Origin of the sequence: Nonomuraea spiralis (assembly GCF_014648435.1) — a bacterium.
In the GTDB taxonomy this organism is placed as follows: Bacteria; Actinomycetota; Actinomycetes; order Streptosporangiales; family Streptosporangiaceae; genus Nonomuraea; species Nonomuraea spiralis.
In genome coordinates this window covers 384,940-402,938 of the sequence record NZ_BMRC01000006.1, presented here as the reverse complement: position 1 = coordinate 402,938, position 17,999 = coordinate 384,940, and the positions used below count along the sequence as shown (strand labels likewise).

Here is a 17,999-nt window from a genome sequence, read left to right as displayed (position 1 = left end):
CCCGGCGAGGGAGTGCCGCCGATGAACACCGACGGGGAGATCCGCGCCCGGCTGGTCGCCGGGGAGATCGGGGCGCTCGCCGACGCGTACGACCGCCACGGCCCGTACGTCTACGGGGTCGCCGTACGGGTGACCGGGAGCCGGGCGACCGCCGAGGAGATCACCCAGAACCTGTTCGCCGACCTGTGGGCGCGGCCGCAGTCCTACGACCCCGCCCTCGGCTCCCTGCGGGGCTGGCTGGTCAGCCGGGCCCTGCACGAGTCGGCGATGCGCGCCAAGGTCAGCTGACCGGCGAGTTCCAGCTCACCAGCACCGGCTCGGAGTGCTCGAACCCGAGCCGCGAGTAGGTGCCGGTGTCGAGCTTCAGCAGGCGGCCGTCCCGCGCGTCCAGGCGCAGCCAGCGGGCGGCCAGCACACGCAGGAAGTGGCCGTGCGCCACCAGCACGACCCGGCCCTCGGCTCGCCTGGCCCGTTCGATCACCCGGTCGGCCCGCGCGGCCACCTGCGCGGCGCTCTCGCCGGGATGCTCGGCGTCGCCGGGGATCACGCCGTCACGCCACAGGTACCAGCCGGGCCGGGTCTTCCTGATCTCCGGCGTGGTGATGCCCTCGTAGCCGCCGTAGTCCCACTCCCACAGATCCGGGTCGACCTCGTAGTCCGTCAATCCGGCCAGCTCCGCCGTACGGCGGGCCCGCTGCGCGGGGGAGACCAGCGTCAACCCGAACGTGTTCCCCTTGACCAGTGGCGCCAGCGCCCTCGCCTGATCCTCCCCCTCCGACGTCAACGGCAGGTCGGTACGGCCGGTGTGCTTGCCGGCCGTGCTCCATTCGGTGGCTCCGTGCCTCAACAACAACAACTCATCCATGTGCCCCATCATCCGGCAGGCCCGCCAGCTCCTCGACGACGGGGGTGAAGGCGGGCAGGTCACGCTCGTGGTGCAGCACGAAGTAGGTGACGCCGTGCTCGTCGCGCCAGTGGCGCAGCTTGTCGGCGATGTCGCGGCGGGTGCCGAGCAGCACCTGCGGCGTGCCGCCCAGCCCGGAGCTGTCGGCGGCGCTCCACGACTCCTCCGGCTTGCGCTCGCCCACCTGGACCACGCTCGTGCCGACCTCCAGCCGGTCGTGGCGGGGGCTGTCGCGCAGCAGCGCCAGCTTGGCGAGGAACGCCGCCGGTCCGGCGTCGAGCGGGTCGGGGCCGCTGCCGTCGGCCCTGACGCGGGTGCCGAGGTTGACGATGTCGGCGTGCTCGGCGGCCAGGCGCAACATGCGGGGGCCGCCGCCGCCCAGCAGGATCGGCGGGTGGGGGCGCTGGACCGGCCGTGGCTGCTGCTCCAGCCCGGCGAGCCGGTAGTGCGCGCCGTCGTACGTCAGCGGGCCGCCGCGCCACAGGCCCTTGATCACCTCCAGGGCCTCGCGCAGCCGGTCGAGGCGGGTCCCGGGCGGGTCCAGGCGCAGCCCGGCGCCCGCGTACTCGCCGGCCATCCAGCCGGTGCCGAGGCCGAGCTCCAGCCGTCCGCCGGACAGGACGTCCAGGGTGGCGGCCTCCTTGGCCAGCACGGCCGGGTGCCGGAAGTCGTTGGCGAACACCAGCGTGCCGACGCGCAGCCGGGTGGTGGCGCACGCCGCCGCCGTGAGCGCCGCGATCGGCGCGAACCTGGGGCCGACCAGGTGGTCGGGGACCAGCAGCACGTCGAAGCCGGCCCCCTCCAGCCGCCTGGCCTTCTCGGCCCACGCCTTGCCGGACTCCGCCTCGCGTATGACCGCGCCGAACCTGAACCGCCGCACGGCATCCTCCTCGCCCGGCATCTTACCAAGCGCTTGCTTGGAGTGGCAGACTGGTCGCCATGGAGATCCCGGTACGCCAGGCGACGGACGACGAGGTGGCGTTCTTCGGCGAGCACGGCTGGGTCCGCCTGGACCGGCTGGTCGATCCCGGCGCGGTGGCCGCGCTGCGCGAACGGGCGCGCGAGCGCCTGCGGGCCCGGAGCCGGGCCAGGGAGACACTGGTCGACCAGGCGTTCGGCCAGTCACGCGACATCGCCGCCGAGGACGCGCTGTTCGGCGCGCTCAGCACCAGCCCGGCCATGGGCCGCAACGCCGTACGGCTGCTGGGCGGGGTGCGGGCCGTGCGCGTACAGGTCACCAACCTGCTGGTCAAGGAGCCGGGCGAGCACGGCGCCACCGAGTTCCACCAGGACTTCCCGTGGATGCCCATGGACCGTTCGGCCATGCTGACCGTGTGGCTGGCGCTGGCCGACGTGCCCGCCGACATGGGGGCGCTGCGCTTCTACAGCGGCTCCCACCGCTGCGGCCTGCTCGGGCGCAGCTTCACCCGCGCCGGGGACGACCAGCTCAGCCAGCATCCCTGGATCGAGCGGCTGGAGTTGTCGCCGCCCCTGGACCTCAAGGCCGGGGACGCGACCGTGCACCACGCGCTCACCGTGCACGGCGCGCCCGCCAACCGCCGCGACGGCGACCGCCTGTCGTTCACCGTCACCTACTTCGACGCCGACGCCCTCTACACCGGGCTGCCGTACCGGCAGACCGACGGGCTCGGGCTGGAGGTCAACCGGCCCTTCGAGCACGAGAGGTTCCCGTGCCTGAGACCGTGAGGGGACCGGTCGCCGACCTCGGGGCGACGCTGATGCACGAGCACGTGTTCGGGCTCAGCCCGGAGATCCTTTGGAACTGGCCGGACGTGCCGGAGGGCTGGGACCTGGAGAGGCGGGCGCGGGAGGCGGCGGCCAAGCTCGACGCGCTCAAGGCCGAGGGCGTGGACACCGTCGTCGACCTGACCGTCGTGGGTCTCGGCCGGTACGTCCCCGCCGTCCAGCGGGTGGCCGAGCTGACCGGCGTGAACATCGTGGCCGCCACCGGGCTCTACACCTACGACGCGCTGCCGCCGTACTTCGGCAACCGGGGGCCGGGGTCGCTGTTCGGCGGCCCGGACCGGCTGGCCGAGTTCTTCGTCCGCGACATCGCCGAGGGGATCGGGCGGACCGGCGTGAAGGCGGCCATGCTCAAGTGCGCCTCCGACCACCTGGGGATGACCAAGGGCTGTGAGCGGGTGTTCCGGGCCGTGGCCGAGGCCCACCTGGCCACCGGCGTGCCGATCACCACGCACTCGCACAGCGCGTCCAGGGGCGGGCTGGAGCAGCAGCGGCTGCTCGGCTCGCTCGGCGTGGACCTGGAACGGGTGGTCATCGGGCACGCGGGCGACTCGACGGACCTCGCCTACCTGGAGGAACTGGTGGCGAACGGCTCATACCTGGGCATGGACCGGTTCGGCATCGAGACGATCAGCCCGTTCGAGGACCGAGTGGCGGTGGTGGCCGCGATGTGCGAACGCGGTCACGCCGGAAAAATGGTGTTAGGTCACGATTCTTACTGTTTTAACGACCGATTCGACGCCGACGTCGTACGGCGGCGGCACCCGAACTACCACCTCCTCCACATCTCCCGCGACGTCGTGCCCGAACTGCGCAGGCGCGGCGTCACCGGCGACCAGCTCCACCAGATGCTCGTCGGCAACCCCCGGAGGATCTTCCGATGACCGAGGACTTCGACGTCGACTCCGACTGGCACGTCGCCGCGCCGTACGACTTCCTGCGCCGGCTGCGCGCCGAGCGGCCGGTGTTCCGCAGCGAGCACCTGGGCGCGTACGTGCTGACCCGCCACGCCGACGTGCGCGCCGCGTACGGCGACCCGGGACGCCTCTCCTCGGAGGGCTCCCTGACGATCTCCCGCAGCCTCACCCCGGAGACCCGCGCCAAGCTGGGGGAGCACGGCTCGTTCCTGTCCAGCTTCGTGGCCAACGTGGACCCGCCCGACCACACCCGCCTGCGCCGCTCGGTCTCCAGGGCATTCACGCCCCGGGCGGTCGCCGCCATGGAGGAACGCTTCAGACGGCTGAACGAGGACGTCCTCGACCGGGTCGCCCCCCGGGGCCGGGCCGACTTCGTCGGCGAGATCGGGCACGAGCCGTCGATCAAGCTGACCGCGCGTTTCATCGGCGTGCCCGAGGCCGACGAGGCGTTCGTGCAGGCGCACGTCAAGGACTGGTTCATGTTGTTCCTGTCGCCGCAGCCGCCCGCCCGCCAGCTTGAGCTGGCCGACAGCTTCCTGGCCTACCTCGACTACGTCGACCGCCTGGTGGCCGCCCGCGCCAAGGATCCCCAGGACGACTTCACGTCCCTGATGACCTCGCTGATCGGCGACGAGCTGACCCACCGGGAGGTCGTCGAACTGATCTCCACGATCCTGCTCGGCGGCAACGACACCGTCCCGAACCAGCTCGGCAACAGCGTCCTGCGGCTGCTGCGCGAGGACGCCTGGCCGGTGCCGCCCGCGCTGGTCCCGGGCGCGGTCGAGGAGTGCATGCGCATCGACGGCGCCTCGCTGGGCTCGTTCCGGCACGCCGTCGCGGACGTGTCCCTGCACGGAGTGACGATCCCGGCGGGCTCGCTCGTCCTGCTGTCCACCGACTCCGCCGGGCACGACGAGACCGTCTTCCCCGATCCCGAACGTTTCCGCATCGACCGTCCCAACGCCGCCGACCACCTGGTCTTCGGGTACGGCATCCACTTCTGCGTCGGCGCCGCGCTCGGCCGTCTCCAACTGCGCACCGCGCTCGACGTACTCGGCCGGCGCCTGCCGGGGCTGCGGCTCGTCCCGGACGCGCCCGTCGCCTACCGCAGGTCGCTCGTGGGGCGCGGGCTGAGCGCGCTGGAGGTGGAGTGGTGACGTACGGCACGGCCGCGTCCGGACGGTCCGATGGGCGGTTCGACGGGCGGTCCGAGGGGCGGTTCGACGGGCGGGTGGCGCTGGTGACGGGGGCGGGGTCCGGGATCGGCGCGGCGTGCGCGGCGCGGCTGGCCGCCGAGGGCGCCTGCGTGGGCGTGCTCGACCTGCGCGCGGCGAGCGCCCGTGCCACGGCCGCCGCCGTCCGGGCCCACGGCGGCACCGCCATGGCGCTGACCTGCGACGTATCGGACGAGAAGCAGGTGGAGGAGTCGGTGGCCGAGCTGGTCGCCTCCTTCGGGCGCGTGGACGTGCTGCACTCCAACGCCGCCTGCCTCGACCGCGACGTCTACGGCCGCGACCGCGACCTGGCCGCCATGGACGCGGCCGTCTGGGACCGTACGATGGAGGTCAACCTGCGCGGCGCGATGCTCCTGGTCAAGCACGTGATCCCGGTGATGCCGGACGGGGGCGCGATCGTCCTGACGTCCTCGGTGTCGGGCCTGACCGGGGACGTGGACCACGCCGCGTACGGCACCTCGAAGGCGGCCCTGATCGGCTTCACCCGCTACGTCGCCACGATGTACGGCGCGCGCGGCATCCGCTGCAACGCCGTCGCCCCAGCCCTCGTCATGACCGCCGCCGCCGAGCGCGCCCTCGGCCCGCGGCAACTCGCCGACAAGGCCGCCGAACGCCTCCTGCCCTGGCCCTGCGTCCCCGGCGACGTGGCCGACCTGGTGGCCTTCCTGGCCTCTTCCGAGTCCCGCTGCATCACCGGCCAGACCGTCGCCCTCGACAGCGGCACCCTGACCCACCGCCCCGAACACGCCATCCACCGCTCCCGCCCCTGACGATGTCGGGGCCGGCGGCCCCTCGTCCGCCGCCCCGGACATGCCATCGACCGGTCCGGTGCCTGAGCGTGCCCCGAGTGCCCTCCGTACATCTGGGTGTGGGGCGGTGGGGCGCGGGCGGGAGGGGGGATTTAGGGTCGGTGGCAGCAAGCGGACCAAGGGGGATGTATGGAGCCTGTCGCTGTCGGTCTGATCGGGGCGGGGCCCTGGGCGGAGATGGCGCACGCGCCGATGCTGGCCAGGGGCCCCCACACCAGGCTCGCCGGTGTCTGGGCCCGCCGCCCCGAGCAGGCCGCCAGGCTCGGCGCCCCCGTGTACGAGCGCGTCGAGGAGCTGTTCGACGCCTGCGAGGCCGTCGCCTTCTGCGTGCCGCCCGGCGTACAGGCCGAGCTGGCCGTCCGCGCCGCCCATGCCGGCAAGGCGCTGCTGCTGGAGAAGCCGCTCGCCGACTCGGTGGCGGGCGCCATGCGGGTGGCCGAGGCCGTCGCGGAGTCGGGCGTGCCCTCGCAGATGATGCTCACCCTGCGCTACGCCACCCCCACCCGCACCTTCCTGGCCCGCTGCGCCGAGATCCAGCCGTTCGGCGGGCACGCCGCCAACATCTCCGGCGCGCTGCTCGGCGACCACCCGTTCGCCACCCCCTGGCGGCTGGAACGCGGCGCGCTGCTCGACGTGGGCCCGCACGTGATCGACCTGCTGGACGCCGCGCTCGGCCGGATCACCGGCGTGCGCGCGCACGGCCATCCGCTCGGCTGGACCGGCCTGCTGCTGGAGCACGAGGGCGGCGCGGTCAGCGAGGCGTCCCTGTGCATGGCGGCCGTCGGCGACCTGCCGCCCTCGACCGTCGAGGTGTACGGCCGGACCGGCAACGCCGTCCTGCTGCCCGGCGACGAGGACCCCCTGGAGACGGTGGCGGAGGAGTTCGCGAGGACCGTCCGGCGCGGCGGCGGCCATCCGCTCGACGCGGCGCACGGCCTCCGGCTCCAGGAGATCATCGCCGAGGCGGAGGCCCAGCTCGCCTCCTGAGGCCAGGCCCGCCCCCTGAGGTCTGGCTCGTCTCTTGAGGTCCGGCCCCCTTGACGTTGAGGATTTCCGGGGGATTGATAACGTTTGTCCGACGCGCAGTGCTGCAGCGAAGTCCGGTGCGAATCCGGCGCTGTCCCGCAACTGTCATAGCCAGGTCGCCTGCCTCTGCGCCGACGTCATCAACCCTCGTGGAAAAGGGTGATCCGTCGCTCATCGCGGGTCTCTCGGTTCCGACAGTGTGAAAGGACTACTCGTGAGGCCCGTACGCACGGCCTTCGCGGGCGCGCTGCTGGGAACGCTCGTCCTGGCCGGATGTGGCCAGACCGGCGCCAATGTCGCCCCCTCCGAATCCCCCGCCCAGACCGCCGCGGCGGCGAGCACCGGGGACTTCCCGGTCACCGTCGAGGCCGGAAACGGCCAGGTCACCCTGGCCAAGAAGCCGGAGCGCATCATCTCGCTCTCGGCCACCCACACCGAGACGCTGTTCGCGATCGGCGCGGGCCCCCAGGTCGTCGCGGTGGACGACCAGTCGAACTACCCGCCCGAGGCCCCCAAGAGCGACCTGTCCGGCTTCAAGCCGAACGTCGAGGCCATCGTCGCCAAGAAGCCCGACCTGGTCATCCTCTCCAACGACCAGGACAAGATCGTGGCCGAGCTGGCCAAGGTGAACGTCCCCGTCCTGCTCGAACCGGCCGCGACCAAGCTGGACGAGGCGTACGAGGAGATCGCCGAGATCGGCGCGGCCACCGGCAACAAGGCCAAGGCCGACGAGGTCGTCTCCGGCATGAAGTCGGCCCTGGACAAACTGGCCGCCGAAGCCCCCAAGGACAAGAAGCTCACCTACTACCACGAGCTCGACCAGACGCCGTACGCCGCCACGTCCGGGACGTTCATCGGCCAGGTCTACGCCATGTTCGGCCTGACCAACATCGCCGACAAGGCCCCGGACGCGGCGGGCGGCTACCCCAAGCTGTCGGCCGAGTTCGTCGCCCAGTCCGACCCCGGGCTGATCTTCCTGGCCGACGTCAAGTGTTGTCAGCAGAGCAAGGAGACGCTGGCCAAGCGGCCCGGCTGGAAGAACCTCTCGGCCGTCAAGAACGACCAGGTGATCCAGCTCGACGACGACCTCGCCTCCCGCTGGGGGCCGCGCGTCGTCGACCTGGCCCAGGCGATCGGCGCGGCCGTGGCCAAGGCCGGCGGCGCGGGCTGACGTGACGGGCAAGGCGCAGCCGTCGCGGGCGCGGCCGGTCTGGGTGGCGGGCGCCCTCGTCCTGCTGGCCGTCACGATGGTCGCCGGGCTGCTCGGCGGCGCGGCGGACATCTCGCCGTGGCAGGTGGTCCTCCAGGTGGTGGACTGGCTGCCGTTCGTCTCGGCCGACTCGGGCCTCGCGCCGGTCGAGCAGGGCCTGCTGTACGAGCTGCGCCTGCCCAGAGTGCTCGTCGCCGCGGTCGTGGGCGGGCTGCTGGCCATGGCCGGGGCCGGGTACCAGGGCGTGTTCCGCAACCCGCTGGCCGACCCGTACCTGCTGGGGGCCGCCTCCGGCGCCGGGCTGGCCACGACGCTGGCCATCGTGCTGCTGCCGGGGACGAGCGCGAGCATCCCCGTCGCCGCCTTCGCGGGGGCGGTGGGCGGGGTGTTCCTGGCGTACACGCTGGGCAACGCGGCCGGCCGCTCCGGCGGCGGCACCGCGACGCTGGTGCTGGCCGGGGTCGCGGTGACGTCGTTCCTGACCGCGATCCAGACGTTCGTCCAGCAGCTCAAGGTCGAGCAGCTGGAGCGCATCTACTCCTGGATACTCGGCGACGTCGGCGGCGGGTGGGACCAGCTCACGCTGGTCCTGCCGTACGCCGTCGTCTCGGCCACGCTGCTCCTCCTGCACGGCCGGATGCTGGACGTGCTCAGCGTCGGCGACGAGGAGGCCGGCAGCCTCGGCGTACGCGCCGGCCGGGTGCGCCTGACCGTGCTCGTGGCCGCCTCCCTGGCCACCGCGTCGGCGGTCGCGGTGAGCGGGCTGATCGGGTTCGTCGGCGTGGTCGTGCCGCACGTGGTCCGGCGGCTGGCGGGCAGCTCGTACCGGATCGTGCTGCCGCTGTCGCTGATCGGCGGCGCGGCGTTCCTCGTGCTGGCCGACCTCATCGCCCGTACCGTGATCGCGCCGGCGGAGTTGCCCATCGGCGTCGTCACGATGTTCGTCGGGGCGCCGTTCTTCGTCGGCGTGCTGCGCATGACCCGGCGGGTCGCCACGTGATCGGCGCGCGGGCCCTGTCGGTGCGCCTCGGCGAGCGTGACGTGCTGACCGGCGTCGACCTGCGCGTACGGCGCGGCGAATGGCTGGCGATCATCGGGCCCAACGGCGCGGGCAAGTCCACGCTGCTCAAGACCGTCGTCGGCGCCGTCACCCCGCACCGGGGCGACGTCGTCGTGGACGAGCGGCCCGCCGCCGGGCTCAAGCCCCGCGAGCGCGCCAGGCTGCTGGCCTACGCCCCGCAGGCGCCCGCCCTGCCGCCCGACATGACGGTCTTCGACTACGCGCTGCTGGGGCGCACGCCGTACATCCCCTATCTGGGACGGGAGAGCCGGCACGACCGCGAGGTGACCGCGTCCGTGCTCGACCGGCTGGACCTGACCTCCTTCGCCGGACGCCGCGTCGGCGAGTTGTCCGGCGGCGAGCGCCAGCGCGTCGTGCTGGCCAGGGCTCTGGCCCAGCAGGCCCCCGTGCTGCTGCTCGACGAGCCCACCACCGCGCTCGACCTCGGCCACCAGCAGCAGGTGCTCGAACTCGTCGACCGGCTCAGGCGCGCCGACGGCCTGACCGTCGTCACCACCCTGCACGACCTGACCGTCGCCGGCCTGTACGCCGACTCCCTCATGCTGCTGGCCGACGGCCGCGCCGCCGCCGCGGGCCGTCCCGACCAGGTGCTCACCGAGTCCCTGATCGGACGGCACTTCGACGCCCGTGTCAAGATCGAGCCGGGCCCGGACGGCCGGCCCGTGGTCCACCTGGTACGAGGGGGAACGTGAAACTGACCTATCGCGTGGAGGAGGGCACCCGGCTGGGCTCCCTGCTGTGGGAGTTCGGGCCGGGCTTCCGCATGATCTCCTCGGCCATGCTCGGCGGCGGCATCGGCCCCCGCGAGTGGGTGCTGAACGCCCAGGTGGTCGCCGGTTACGCGCGGATGGACCCGGTCGACCACCTGATCTCGCTGGGCCCGTCCGGACCCGGCGTCGGCATGCTGACCGCCGCCTCGGTCGACCGGTACGTCCGGGCCGCCGACGGGGGAGCCGAGGCCGTGGCCACCGTCGGGCTGCGCGTCCCCACCTGGGCCGCCGCCCCGGAGGGCGCCGCCGACCCCGAGCTCGCCCCCATGAAGGTCGGCACCGTCAACATCGTGACCGTCCTGCCCGTGGCCATGACCGACGCCGCCCTGGTGAACCTGGTCATGACCGTCACGGAGGCCAAGACCCAGGCGCTGCTGGAGGCCGGTTTCCCCGGCACGGGCACGGCCTCGGACGCCGTCTGCGCGGTGGTCCCGGACCACGGGCCCGAGGAGCTCTTCGGCGGCCCGCGCTCGGAGTGGGGAGCCCGCGCGGCCCGCGCCGTCCACGCCGCCGTCCGCCGCGGCGCCGAGGCGTGGCGTCCCGGCGACTACCCGGGCGCCCGTCCCTCCGGCGGGGACGGCCCCGACGGGGTCATCCGGCCGGACTGACCGGCCCCGCGGCCTCGAAGCCGTAGTCCTCGTACGCGCCGCGCGGGGTGACGTGGCCCGACTCCAGGTCGGCCAGGATCGCCGCCGGGTCCCGTTCGGACGGGGGGCCGAGGCCGCCGCCGCCCGTCGTCTCCACGACGAACGCCTCGCCCGCCGCGAACCGTACGTTGTTCACCTTCGAGGCCAGGCGTTCCATCCGCCCGTCCAGGTGACGCCGGTGGAAGCCGCCCACGCGGCCGGGCAGGCCGCCGTCCCGGCCCGGGGGCGGCAGGCGGAGGCGGTCGCCGCGGGTGGTGACGTGGCAGTCGGCCAGGAAGCGGTAGACCGTACGCGAGCCGAGCCCGCCCCTGAAGCGGCCGGGGCCGCCGGAGTCGGGGATCGTGCCGATGGACTCCACGATCAGCGGGCAGCGGCTCTCCACCGGCTCGGCCTGCGGCACCGAGTTGCGGCCGATGCCGAAGTGCACGCCCGTCGCGTCGGGACCGTCCAGGCCGGGCCGGGCGCCGACCCCGCCGAAGTCGTAGGACAGATGGATCCAGTACGGCGCCCCCACCGCCGCGATCGAGAACGGCTGCAGGATCCCGCTCGCCGCGATCGCCCGTTCCGGCACCGCGTCACCCAGCGCCTGGAACACGGCCTCCATGGCGGCGTAGATGGGGACGTACCGGCCGCCGCAGGGGTGGGGGGAGCGGGCGTTCAGCAGGGAGCCCTCCGGCAGGACGACCTCGATCGCGCGCAGGCAGCCGTCGTTCATCGGGATCGTGGGATCGAGGAAGCAGCGCACCGCGAAGACGGCCGCGGCGAGCGACTGCGACGCCGAGGCGTTGATCGCGGCGGGCACCTGCGGCCCGGTGCCGGTGAAGTCGAGTACGGCCGCGTCGCCGCCGAGCGTCACGGCGACGCGGACGTGATGGGCCACGCCGGGACGCACGCCGTCGTCGTCGATCGGGTACGACGCCTCGAACCGCCCCCGGGGCAGCTCGGCCAGCGCCGCGCGGGTCCGGGTCTCGGTGTGGTCGAGGTAGTCCTCGACGCCCGCGGCCAGCCCGTCCTCGCCGTGCTCGGCCATCAGGGACTCCAGGCGGGCGGCGGCCACCGCCGTCCCGGCCACCAGCGCCCGTACGTCGCCCATCACCTTGTCGGGTGTACGGCTGTTGGCCCGCAGGATGGCCTCGACGGCCGGTTCGAGTCCGTCCCGGGTGGCCAGGCGGACCGGCGGGAGCTGGAGCCCTTCGAGGAAGACGTCGGTGGCCAGCGGGGCCATGCCGCCGGCCGACAGCCCGCCGAGGTCGGAGACGTGGATCATGGTCGCGGTGAAGTACGCCGGGACGCCGCCGGCGAACACCGGCCGGTAGACCAGCAGGTCGTTGGTGTGCACGCCGCCCCGGTAGGCGTCGTTGAGCGCGTACGCCTCGCCGGGCCGCATGGTGTGCGGCGGGAAGTCCTTCAGCAGCTCGGGCAGGGCCACCTTCAGGGCCATGCTGTTCATCAGCGTGGTGGCCATGGACTGCGCGATCAGGCGGCCCCCGGCGTCCAGGACGGCCGCCGAGGCGTCGGAGCCCTCCACGACGAACGTCGACCACGCCGAGCGCACCACCACGATGCCGGCCTCCTCGGCGGCCACGACCAGCGCGTTCCTGAGCACCTCGGCGGTCAGCGAGTCGTTCACGCGGCGCCGTCCCCGGTCAGGAGCACGGCTCCGGCGGCGCCGGGCGCGGCGTGCCAGCCGGGCGGGACGACGATCGTGGACTCGGCGTCCTCGACGATCGCCGGGCCGGCCACGTGATCCAGCGTGGCCCGGGTGTGCACGGGGACGTCGGCGTACCCCCCGGCCTCGGGGAAGTACGCCCTCCTCCGCCCGGGTATCCCTGCCCGCGCGCCCGTGGCGGGCGGCGGGGTGGCGGGGACGGCGGGCGCGGAGGCGTCGGTGACGCGGACGCGGTAGCTGACCAGCTCGATCTCCCCTTGCTGCGCGATCCCGTACACCTGCGCATATTTCGCGAAGAATCGGGACTCAAGCTCTTCCCGTGACTCCGACCACTCCACTGTCAGCTCGTGCGACTGGCCCCTGAACCGCACGTCCACCGACCGCGCCACCCGCACCTCCGGGACCCCGAGGTCGGCGGCGGCCTCGGCGGCCAGCCCGGCGAAGATCCCTTCCGGGTCGCCCGCGTCCAGCCGCGACAACACCCGGTCCGTCGACAGCGCCCCCGCCAGCAGCCCCGCCGCCGAGGCCACCCCGCAGTACGCCGGCACCACCACCGTCGTGATCCCGAACCGCCGTGCCACCCCGGCCGCGTGCATCGGCCCCGCGCCCCCGAACGCCACCAGTGCGAACCCGCGCGGGTCGATCCCGCGCTGGACCGTCACCACGTGCACGGCCGAGGCCATGGCGGCGCTCACGATCTCGTGCACGGCGTGCGCCGCCGCCTCCCGCGACACCCCGAGCGGCCCGGCGAGCCGGTCCAGGGCCTTGGCCGCGAGCGGCGCGGAGAGCGGGATCGAGGCCGAGGAGAGGTAGCCGAGCACGAGGTTCGCGTCCGTGACGGTGGGGTCGCCGCCGCCGAGCCCGTAGCAGGCGGGGCCGGGGGAGGAGCCCGCCGAGCGCGGGCCCACGCGCAGCGCGCCCGCCGGGTCCAGCCACGCGATGCTGCCCCCGCCCGCGCCGACCTCGGCCAGGTCGATGGCGGGCGTCTTGATCGGCACGCCGGTGCCCGCGCGCCGCCCGCCGAAGCTGCCCTTGCCGCCCACGTGGAACTCGTGGGTGATCTCCGGACGGCCTCCGCGCACCACGCACGCCTTGGCCGTCGTGCCGCCCATGTCGAAGGAGATCACGTCCGGCAGCCCGGTGCCCGCCGCCGCCAGCACCCCGGCGGCCGGTCCCGACTCGATGGCGGCCACGGCGCGTCCGGCGGCCAGCTCGGCCGAGATCACCCCGCCGCCCGACTCCATGACGTGGACGGGGGCGTGGATCCCGATCGCGGCCAGGCATTCGCGCAGGCGGGACAGGTAGGAGGCCATCAGCGGGCCGATGTAGGCGGACATGATGGTCGTGGTGGCGCGCTCGTACTCGCGGATCTCCGGCCAGATCTCGCAGGAGGCCACCACGTGCGGCACGCGTTCGCGCAGGATCGCCGCCACCTGCCGTTCGTGGGCGGGCTCGGCGTAGGAGTGCAGCAGGCAGACGGCCGCCGAGGTGATGTCGCGCCGGGCGATCTCCGCCGCGGCCCGCCGTACCGAGGCGGGGTCGAGGGGGGTCAGCACGTCGCCGCGGGCCGAGACGCGCTCGTCCACCTCGAAGCAGTCGCCGGGTGCGACCGGGGGAGGGGGCGGCGTGAAGCGCAGGTCGTACCGGTCCTCCTCCACGCGGGCGTAGCGGCCGAGCGGGACGACGGCGCGGAAGCCCCGGGTGGTCACGAACGCCACCCGCGCGCCCGTACGTTCGAGCACCGCGTTGGTGGCCAGCGTGGTGGCGTGCACGACCCGGGTGACCCGCGCGGGGTCCGCGGATCCGAGCACGCGAGTAACACCGGTGACTATGCCGGCGATGGGGTCGTCGTGGGTGCTCAAACACTTGGCCACGGCGGCGACGCCGTCCGGGCCGCTCAGGACCACGTCAGTGAAGGTGCCGCCGACATCGACGCCGATCGCGTACCCCATCCCGGTACGTTAAGGCCCCGAGCAAGCGCTTGTCTATGTATCGATCTCTTGACTTACCGCATCTGATTGGGAACCTGGACCTATTCAGTGTTTGGAGCAAAGATGGCGCGCATCACAGCTCTGGCGGGCGGCGTGGCGGCGCTGCTCGTGCTGCTCGCGATCCCCTCGATCCCCGCCGCGGCGCACAACCATCCCAGCGGCATCACCGATCTGGTGACCCCCGCCGTGGTGCGCGTGGAGGCGGTGTCCCACGTCGAGATCACCCTGCTCGACCACATCGGCGAGCTCAAACACGTGGAGCGCTCCTACGACATCCCGTTCGCGTCGGGCACCGGGACGGTCGTCAACCCCGAGGGTGACGTCGTCACGCTCAGACGCAACGCGGTCAACCCGGACGACGTCGCCGTGTACGCCGCCAACAAGATCTTCGCCGAGCACCACAAGGTCAAGATCCCGCTGGACTACGAGAAGCACACGCTCAAGGACGACCAGCTCAACCACCACCTCCAGGAGTGCTACCCGCCGAAGACCAGCACCGCCACCTGCATCATCGACGTCACCACCGACATCACGGTGTTCCCCAACGTCTCGCCGGCCAGCGAGACCGGCCTGAAGTACAAGTGCATCAAGGCCGGCAAGACCCCCGACACCCCCGCCGTGCTGATCCCGCTCACCCCCGCCTCCGGCGGCGTCGGCGTGCCCACCGCGCCGCTCGCCGACAAGGTGCCCGAGCAGGAGGGCTCGCCGACCAACGTGGCCGGCTTCCTCGGCCGGCCGGGCCCGAAAGTCCAGGAGACCGTGCAGATCGCCCACCTGTCCAAGGGCGGCCAGGCCGGCGCGACCGGCAGGCCGTTCGCCGACCCGGAGAAGAAGGTCGACGAGCCGGTCAAGCTGGGCGCGCTGGCCGACCAGGGTCTGGCCGGGGCGCCGGTGATCGGCGACAAGGACGGGCACGTCATCGGCATGCTCATCGGCGGCGGCAAGGAAGCCACCATGCTGGGCGTCAGGGAGATCACCGCCACCCTGGCCGCGGCCAAGGTCGCGCCGCGCAGGGGCGCGATCGACACCGCCTTCGAGGCGGCGCTGACCCGCTACCACACCAAGTACTACACGGAGGCGGCGCCGGGCTTCCAGCGTGTGCTGGAGCTCTATCCCGGCAACGTGGTGGCCGCCAACCTGCTGAAGACGTCGCTGGCCAAGCGCGGCGGGCCCGAGGACCAGGGCACCAAACAGGTGGCGGCGCCCCCGTCGCGGTCCACGCCGTTGTGGCCGTTCCTGCTGGCGGCCGGGGTGCTGTTCCTCGCCGCGGGCGGCGGGGCGTACCTGTTGTGGCGGCGGCGCGCGCCGGAGAAACCGATCGAGCTGCCACAACCCCTTCCGGCGGCCGGGCCGTTCGACGAGGGCGCGAGCCAGACCGTCGTCGTACGGCGCTCGCAGCCGTTCCAGGTGGCCGCCCAGCAGCAGCAGGTGATGACCGCCCCCGACTCCCCGCCGGTCAAGTACTGCACCTCGTGCGGGATGAGGCTCGGCCCGGCCCATCGTTTCTGCGGCTACTGCGGCCATCCCATCGAGACGTGATGCAATTGAACGACAGATCGCTCATCGGCCAGGAGGTGGCCGGGTACTACATCGAGGACATCGTCGGCAAGGGCGGCATGGCCGTCGTCTACCTGGCGCTCGACCCCCGGCTCAGCCGCCGCGTGGCGTTGAAGATCCTCAACCCGGTGCTCTCCGTCGACGACAGGTTCCGGCAGCGGTTCATCCTGGAGTCGAGGACCGTCGCCAGCATCGAGCACCCCAACATCATCCCCATCTACGAGGCCAACGCCGACGCCGACGGCGTCCTGTACATCGCCATGCGCTACGTCGACGGCCTCGACCTGCGCCGGCTCATCTACGACCGGGGGCCGCTGCCGCTCGCCCAGGCCAACCAGATCTTCGCCCAGACGGCCGCCGCGCTCGACGCCGCGCACGCCCACGACCTGATCCACCGCGACGTGAAACCGGCCAACATCCTGCTGGCCGGCGACCACGTCTACCTCACCGACTTCGGCATCACCAAGCACCGCTCGTCGATCTCCGGGCTGACCCAGACCGACCAGTTCATCGGCACGCCGAGGTACATGTCGCCCGAGCAGATCAACAAGGAGCACATCGACGGCCGGTGCGACCAGTACGCGCTGGCCTGCGTGGTCTACGAGGCGCTGAGCGCGCGGCTGCCGTTCCAGCGGGAGAACGACATCGCGCTGCTGTGGGCGCACCTGGCCGAGCACCCCGCGCCGCTGTCGCAGCTACGACCGGAACTGCCGCCGCAGGTGGACGTCGTGATGACGCGGGCGCTGGCCAAGGCGCCCGAGGAGCGCTACGCCACCTGCACCGAGTTCGTGACCGCGCTGCGCGACGCGATCAGCGACCAGGAGGCCGGGCCCGGCGGCGGGCCTTCCTCCGGCCCCCACCTGATCCCGCACGCCGTCCCGCCCACGGGTCCGCACACAGGCCCGTCCACAGGGCCCCGTACCGGCCCTCAGGCGGCCCCACAGACGGGAGCGCGGCAGATCCCGTACGGAGTGCCGCAGACGGGCCCGCGCGGCCTGGGGCGGCCCTCGGGGCCGCACGCGGCACTGGGCGGGCATCCGCAGGGGGCGCCCACCCAGCCCTCGGCGCCGGCGAAACGCCCCGGACGGCTGCCGATCGTGGCCGTCACGCTCGTGGCCGCCGTGGCCGCGCTGGCCCTGGTCGCGATGATCATCTTCAACCACCGCGGCGACACCTGGTCCCGCTACGCCGCCAGCGCCGCCGCGCCGCTCACCTTCGAGTACCCGGGCGACTGGACCGCGCGCACCCACCAGGACCTGTTCGCGCTGGCCTCGCCGCACGCCACCGAGTTCGAGTCCCTGTTCGTGGCCGGTCCCGGCGCCGACTGGTCGGCGGTCTCCCAGATCGTCGCCGACGACCCCGACAGCGCCACGGGCGTGTACGTCCAGGTCTCCGACACCCTGGACGCGGGCGGCGACTCCGAGCAGATGAAGAGCAAGATGGACAACCTGCTGCCCGGCCAGGTGGACCTGGGCAAGCCGGTCCAGGACCAGGCGGGCAACAGCCCGGCCACCCGCTTCGACGGCGCGCTGCACGACCCGGCGAGCGGCACCCGGCTCGGTTTCGTCAGCTACGTGATCGACCGGCAGCCCAAGACCATGCTCGTGATGTACTTCTGCGCCAAGAACACCTGCGACGACGCCGTCCAGACGCGCGTGCGGCAGAGCGTGCGGCCCTCGTAGACTTGTAACTGACTTGTGCCCGGCTTGACCTGGGTGTTCAAGCCGGGCATCCGGCGTCTACCCTCCGCGTGTGGGCATTCGAATCGTCATCGCCGACGACCAGGCGATGGTCAGGGCCGGGCTGCGCATGGTCGTCGAGAGCGACCCCGGCATGGAGGTCGTCGGCGAGGCCGGCGACGGGCGTGAGGCCATCGCGGTGGCCCGGCGCACGAGACCGGACATCGTCCTCATGGACATCTCCATGCCCCGGCTCGACGGGCTGGCGGCGGCCAAGGAACTGCTCGACACGCCGTCGCCGCCCAAGGTCATCACGCTGACCACGTTCGACACCGACGAGAACCTCTACGCCGCGCTGCGCGCCGGCACCAGCGGGTTCCTGCTGAAGGTGTCGCCGCCCGAGCAGCTCCTGGAGGCGATCAGGGTGGTGCACGCCGGCGACGCGCTGCTCGACCCGGCCGTGACCAGCCGGGTCATCGCCACCTTCGCCGGGCGCGCCGACCCCACGCCCTCGCCCATGCTGGCCGAGCTGACGCCGCGCGAGCTGGAGGTGCTGCGGCTGCTGGCCCGGGGCCTGACGAACGCCGAGATCGCCAGGGACCTGTACGTCGGCGAGGCCACGGTCAAGACGCACGTGGCCAGGGTGCTGATGAAACTGTGCCTGCGCGACCGCGCCCAGGCGGTCGTCTTCGCCTACGAATCAGGGGTTGTGCGTCCAGGAGACGCCTGAGGTTTGACGG

General features: G+C 73.0%; 17 protein-coding genes. 13 read left to right on the top strand and 4 right to left on the bottom strand.

Going from position 1 to position 17,999, the window contains the following annotated elements; translation table 11 throughout:
• The first annotated feature begins 21 nt into the window (after positions 1–21).
• Positions 22–288 (top strand): sigma factor, encoded by a 267-nt coding sequence (locus tag IEZ27_RS17730; protein ID WP_189648208.1) that lies wholly within the window; start codon positions 22–24, stop codon positions 286–288.
• On the opposite strand, the gene IEZ27_RS17725 is transcribed toward IEZ27_RS17730, so the two are convergent.
• Together IEZ27_RS17725 and IEZ27_RS17720 are read right to left on the bottom strand one after the other, a co-directional pair.
• Entirely contained in the window at positions 281–865 is a 585-nt protein-coding gene (locus IEZ27_RS17725) for a histidine phosphatase family protein (protein WP_125630987.1), read from the bottom strand. The two genes, IEZ27_RS17730 and IEZ27_RS17725, sit on opposite strands and share 8 nt — an antisense overlap.
• The gene (locus tag IEZ27_RS17720) at positions 858–1,784 is read right to left on the bottom strand and encodes a TIGR03621 family F420-dependent LLM class oxidoreductase (protein ID WP_229824072.1); all 927 of its coding nucleotides are present in this window, start codon (positions 1,782–1,784) and stop codon (positions 858–860) included. Before IEZ27_RS17720 ends, IEZ27_RS17725 begins: the two co-directional genes overlap by 8 nt.
• Positions 1,785–1,843: 59 nt before the next feature.
• On the opposite strand from IEZ27_RS17720, the gene IEZ27_RS17715 reads away from it, so the two are divergent.
• The 9 genes from IEZ27_RS17715 (at position 1,844) to IEZ27_RS17675 (ending at position 10,324) form a co-directional block, all read left to right on the top strand.
• Complete coding sequence (locus IEZ27_RS17715; RefSeq protein WP_125630983.1) at positions 1,844–2,611, top strand: phytanoyl-CoA dioxygenase family protein; 768 nt, start codon at positions 1,844–1,846, stop codon at positions 2,609–2,611.
• Entirely contained in the window at positions 2,596–3,552 is a 957-nt protein-coding gene (locus tag IEZ27_RS17710; RefSeq protein ID WP_229824071.1) for a phosphotriesterase family protein, read from the top strand. The genes IEZ27_RS17715 and IEZ27_RS17710 overlap by 16 nt, the downstream gene beginning before the upstream one ends.
• Complete coding sequence (locus IEZ27_RS17705; RefSeq protein ID WP_189648206.1) at positions 3,549–4,742, top strand: cytochrome P450; 1,194 nt, start codon at positions 3,549–3,551, stop codon at positions 4,740–4,742. The genes IEZ27_RS17710 and IEZ27_RS17705 overlap by 4 nt, the downstream gene beginning before the upstream one ends.
• Positions 4,739–5,590, top strand: coding sequence for an SDR family NAD(P)-dependent oxidoreductase (locus IEZ27_RS17700; protein WP_189648205.1), 852 nt, complete (start codon positions 4,739–4,741; stop codon positions 5,588–5,590). Before IEZ27_RS17705 ends, IEZ27_RS17700 begins: the two co-directional genes overlap by 4 nt.
• Positions 5,591–5,758: 168 nt before the next feature.
• The gene (locus IEZ27_RS17695) at positions 5,759–6,616 is read left to right on the top strand and encodes a Gfo/Idh/MocA family protein (RefSeq protein WP_189648204.1); all 858 of its coding nucleotides are present in this window, start codon (positions 5,759–5,761) and stop codon (positions 6,614–6,616) included.
• A gap of 253 nt (positions 6,617–6,869) precedes the next feature.
• Complete coding sequence (locus IEZ27_RS17690) at positions 6,870–7,826, top strand: ABC transporter substrate-binding protein (RefSeq protein ID WP_189648203.1); 957 nt, start codon at positions 6,870–6,872, stop codon at positions 7,824–7,826.
• A 1-nt stretch (position 7,827) separates the two neighbouring features.
• Positions 7,828–8,865, top strand: coding sequence for a FecCD family ABC transporter permease (locus IEZ27_RS17685; protein ID WP_189648202.1), 1,038 nt, complete (start codon positions 7,828–7,830; stop codon positions 8,863–8,865).
• Positions 8,862–9,638 (top strand): ABC transporter ATP-binding protein, encoded by a 777-nt coding sequence (locus tag IEZ27_RS17680; protein ID WP_189648201.1) that lies wholly within the window; start codon positions 8,862–8,864, stop codon positions 9,636–9,638. Before IEZ27_RS17685 ends, IEZ27_RS17680 begins: the two co-directional genes overlap by 4 nt.
• Positions 9,635–10,324, top strand: a complete 690-nt coding sequence (locus IEZ27_RS17675) for an adenosylcobinamide amidohydrolase (RefSeq protein ID WP_189648200.1) — start codon at positions 9,635–9,637, stop codon at positions 10,322–10,324. The genes IEZ27_RS17680 and IEZ27_RS17675 overlap by 4 nt, the downstream gene beginning before the upstream one ends.
• Here the strand turns inward: IEZ27_RS17675 and IEZ27_RS17670 are convergent.
• Complete coding sequence (locus IEZ27_RS17670; protein ID WP_189648199.1) at positions 10,308–11,993, bottom strand: hydantoinase B/oxoprolinase family protein; 1,686 nt, start codon at positions 11,991–11,993, stop codon at positions 10,308–10,310. The two genes, IEZ27_RS17675 and IEZ27_RS17670, sit on opposite strands and share 17 nt — an antisense overlap.
• On the bottom strand, positions 11,990–13,984 hold the full coding sequence (locus tag IEZ27_RS17665) for a hydantoinase/oxoprolinase family protein (protein WP_189648198.1): 1,995 nt from the start codon (positions 13,982–13,984) through the stop codon (positions 11,990–11,992). Before IEZ27_RS17665 ends, IEZ27_RS17670 begins: the two co-directional genes overlap by 4 nt.
• Positions 13,985–14,086: 102 nt before the next feature.
• On the opposite strand from IEZ27_RS17665, the gene IEZ27_RS17660 reads away from it, so the two are divergent.
• The 3 genes from IEZ27_RS17660 to IEZ27_RS17650 all read left to right on the top strand — a co-directional run bounded on the left by IEZ27_RS17660 (position 14,087) and on the right by IEZ27_RS17650 (position 17,989).
• A complete protein-coding gene (locus tag IEZ27_RS17660; protein ID WP_189648197.1) occupies positions 14,087–15,562 on the top strand; it encodes a zinc ribbon domain-containing protein in 1,476 nt (491 codons plus the stop codon).
• Positions 15,562–17,262: a serine/threonine protein kinase gene (locus IEZ27_RS17655; protein WP_189648340.1), complete on the top strand. Its 1,701-nt coding sequence runs from the start codon at positions 15,562–15,564 to the stop codon at positions 17,260–17,262. The genes IEZ27_RS17660 and IEZ27_RS17655 overlap by 1 nt, the downstream gene beginning before the upstream one ends.
• 70 nt (positions 17,263–17,332) lie before the next feature.
• On the top strand, positions 17,333–17,989 hold the full coding sequence (locus IEZ27_RS17650) for a response regulator (protein WP_189648196.1): 657 nt from the start codon (positions 17,333–17,335) through the stop codon (positions 17,987–17,989).
• Positions 17,990–17,999 lie beyond the last annotated feature (10 nt).

Bases quoted from the DNA above. Each gene is read 5' to 3' on its own strand.
- IEZ27_RS17715 (WP_125630983.1), top strand. From the start codon at position 1,844: ATGGAGATCCCGGTACGCCAGGCGACGGACGACGAGGTGGCGTTCTTC.
- IEZ27_RS17705 (WP_189648206.1), top strand. From the start codon at position 3,549: ATGACCGAGGACTTCGACGTCGACTCCGACTGGCACGTCGCCGCGCCG.
- IEZ27_RS17655 (WP_189648340.1), top strand. From the start codon at position 15,562: ATGCAATTGAACGACAGATCGCTCATCGGCCAGGAGGTGGCCGGGTAC.
- IEZ27_RS17660 (WP_189648197.1), top strand. From the start codon at position 14,087: ATGGCGCGCATCACAGCTCTGGCGGGCGGCGTGGCGGCGCTGCTCGTG.
- IEZ27_RS17730 (WP_189648208.1), top strand. From the start codon at position 22: ATGAACACCGACGGGGAGATCCGCGCCCGGCTGGTCGCCGGGGAGATC.
- IEZ27_RS17725 (WP_125630987.1), bottom strand. From the start codon at position 865: ATGGATGAGTTGTTGTTGTTGAGGCACGGAGCCACCGAATGGAGCACG.
- IEZ27_RS17695 (WP_189648204.1), top strand. From the start codon at position 5,759: ATGGAGCCTGTCGCTGTCGGTCTGATCGGGGCGGGGCCCTGGGCGGAG.
- IEZ27_RS17665 (WP_189648198.1), bottom strand. From the start codon at position 13,984: ATGGGGTACGCGATCGGCGTCGATGTCGGCGGCACCTTCACTGACGTG.